A 2570-nucleotide genomic window follows, 5' to 3' on the forward strand; every position below is an offset into this window, starting at 1 on the left:
TCGCGTGACGACATCAAGATCCTGCCTGGCGCCTTTGTCGTTGTCGGCGACAGCGTCGAGGACGCGCAGGCCAGGCGGGCGAAGCTCGACAGCCTCGTCTACTACGAGAGCGGCATCGCCTCGCTGTCGATCGCGATCGGACACGATGCGTCCGGATTTGACCCGGACGCGCCCTTGCCCGAAATCCCCGAGACCAATGCGAGCAGGAGTGGCCGCGAGCGCGTCATCGAACTGGCACGCGAGGAGAACCTGACCGTCAGGCAGCTTGCGCAAAGGCTGGGCGGCTATTCCGGCCTTGCTTTTGTCGGCACGCCTGAAACAATCGCCGACGAGATGGAGGAATGGCTGGTTGCCGAGGGCTCTGACGGGTTCAACATCATGTTTCCCTACCTGCCGGCAGGGCTGGATGATTTTGCCGAGAAAGTGGTACCGGAATTGCAACGGCGAGGCATCTTCAGGCGGCAATATGAGGGGTCGACACTGCGCGAGAATCTCGGCTTGAAGCGGCCGCCCAACCGGTTTTTCTAGTAGAACATCCTTCGCGGAGAGGTCTCCATGTCAATCCAGTCCAACACCCGCATCGTGCTCGCGGCGCGACCGCAAGGCCGGCCGAAGCCGGATCATTTCCGCATCGAGACGGTTGACCTTGACCAGCCGGGAGAGGGCGAACTGCTGTTGCAGATCCTTTATCTGTCGCTCGATCCCTATATGCGCGGTCGTATGAACGCCACCAAATCCTATGCCAAGCCGGTCGATGTCGACGGTGTGATGGAAGGCGGCACCGTCGCGCGTGTGATGATCTCTCGCCATCCGGAATTTGCTGAAGGCGATATCGTCCTGTCCCACTCCGGATGGCAGAGTTTCGCCCTGTCCGACGGTGTCGGGCTGCGCAAGCTCGATCCCGCGGCTGCACCCATAACAACCGCGCTCGGCGTGCTCGGCATGCCGGGCTTTACGGCCTATGCCGGTCTGCTCACCATCGGGCAGCCGAAGCCTGGCGAGACGGTCGTCGTCGCGGCCGCCAGCGGCGCGGTCGGGTCGGCCGTTGGCCAGATCGCGCGCATCAAGGGTGCGCGTGCCGTCGGCATTGCCGGCGGTGCCGAAAAGTGCGCCTTCGTGCGAGAAGAGCTCGGCTTTGACGCGGTCGTCGATCACCGGGCCGACGATTTTGCAGAGCAGTTGAAGGCAGCTTGCCCCGGCGGCATCGACATCTATTTCGAAAATGTCGGCGGTCCTGTCTGGGACGCGGTGTTTCCGCTGCTGAACGAATTTGCGCGTGTGCCGGTCTGCGGGCTGATCGCGCAGTACAACGTCATCGCGGATGCCGGCACCGACCGGTTGCCGACATTGATGCAGCAAGTGCTGCACCGCAGCCTGACGATAAGGGGTTTTATCCAGCGCGAATTTGTCGACCAGCGCCCGGCCTTCTATCGCGAGATGGCCGAATGGATAGCGTCCGGCCGCGTCCGCTACAGGGAAGATATCGTGGACGGCATCGAAAATGCGCCTCAGGCCTTTCTCGGCCTTCTCGAAGGCAGGAATTTCGGCAAGCTGATCGTGCGTATCGCGGAATAATTGTTGCACAACGATGAGCCGGGGCTGCCGAGACAATCGCTGTCGCAGCCCGGCGCGGCGCCTTTTTTGTTCACCACATCATGAAGGAGGCGACGTCCGCATCCGAGACCTTGCCGGCATTCACGTCAGCGATTGCCTGGTCGACGATCGCGACGCCCTCGGTCATCTCGTCTTCCGTCAGCGTCAGCGGTGGCATGAACTCCAGCACATTGGCCCTCAACCCGACATAGGTGAAGGCTGCACCCAACTCATAGCCGCGATAGATGATCTTGGCCGTGGTCGCCGCCGCAACCGGCTCACGTGTCGTGCGGTCCTTGACCAGGTCGACGCCGATGGCAAGCCCGCGCCCGCGCACGTCGCCGATGATCTCGTGTCTGTCGCCAAGCGCCCGCAATGCGTCGGAAAACAGCATGCCGATCCGCGCCGAGCGCTCGACCAGGCCGTCCGTCTCGATCGTCTTCAGCACCGCGTTGCCGGCCGATGTCGCCACCGGATTGCCTGCGGTTGTCTGCAGCGCGAAGGCCGGCGCATGGTCCATGATCCCCTTAGGGCCGATCACGGCCGACAACGGCAAGCCACCGCCGATGCCTTTGCCGAAGACGACGAGGTCCGGCGTCAGTCCTTCATGCTGGAAGCAGTGCATCATGCCGCTGCGAGCGAGCCCGACCTTGACCTCGTCGACGACAATCTTGATGCCGTGCCTGCGGCAACGCTCCTGCAATGCCTTGAGAAAGCCGGGCGGCGGCACGATCAGCCCGCCATCCGACATCAACGGCTCAATGAACACCGCCGCGACCTGATGCGGCGGGCAGGTGGTCTCGAACTGGTAGTCGAGCAGGGCAAGCACGTCCTCGCTGCTGAAATTCGGGCGGTACGGATCGGGATAGGGCAGCAGAAGCACGCCCGGCCGGGGCAGCGTGTGGGTCATGGCGGTATGGCCGCTGATGCCCATCGAGCCGGAGAGATTGCCGTGATAGGAACCGATGAACGAGATG

Annotated in this window: 2 protein-coding genes and 1 pseudogene; 2 read left to right on the forward strand and 1 reads right to left on the reverse strand. The window is 63.0% G+C overall.

All coding sequences use genetic code 11. The annotated features are described in order from the left end of the window. Both EN964_RS31495 and EN964_RS31500 read left to right on the forward strand, forming a co-directional pair. A pseudogene (locus EN964_RS31495) lies at nucleotides 1–528 on the forward strand (LLM class flavin-dependent oxidoreductase); the annotation flags it as partial. 27 nt (nucleotides 529–555) lie between these two features. After that, nucleotides 556–1575: an NADP-dependent oxidoreductase gene (locus tag EN964_RS31500; protein ID WP_127267233.1), complete on the forward strand. Its 1020-nt coding sequence runs from the start codon at nucleotides 556–558 to the stop codon at nucleotides 1573–1575. 70 nt (nucleotides 1576–1645) lie between these two features. Here EN964_RS31500 and EN964_RS31505 read toward each other — a convergent pair. Then, a partial coding sequence (locus tag EN964_RS31505) for an aspartate aminotransferase family protein (RefSeq protein ID WP_127277204.1) occupies nucleotides 1646–2570 on the reverse strand: 925 nt, incomplete at its 5' end.

Source organism: Mesorhizobium sp. M7A.F.Ca.CA.001.10.2.1 (assembly GCF_003998575.1).
Lineage (GTDB): Bacteria > Pseudomonadota > Alphaproteobacteria > Rhizobiales > Rhizobiaceae > Mesorhizobium.

What these genes read in the sequence shown, in the direction of transcription:
- EN964_RS31500 (WP_127267233.1), top strand. Translation starts at nt 556, where the DNA reads ATGTCAATCCAGTCCAACACCCGCATCGTGCTCGCGGCGCGACCGCAA.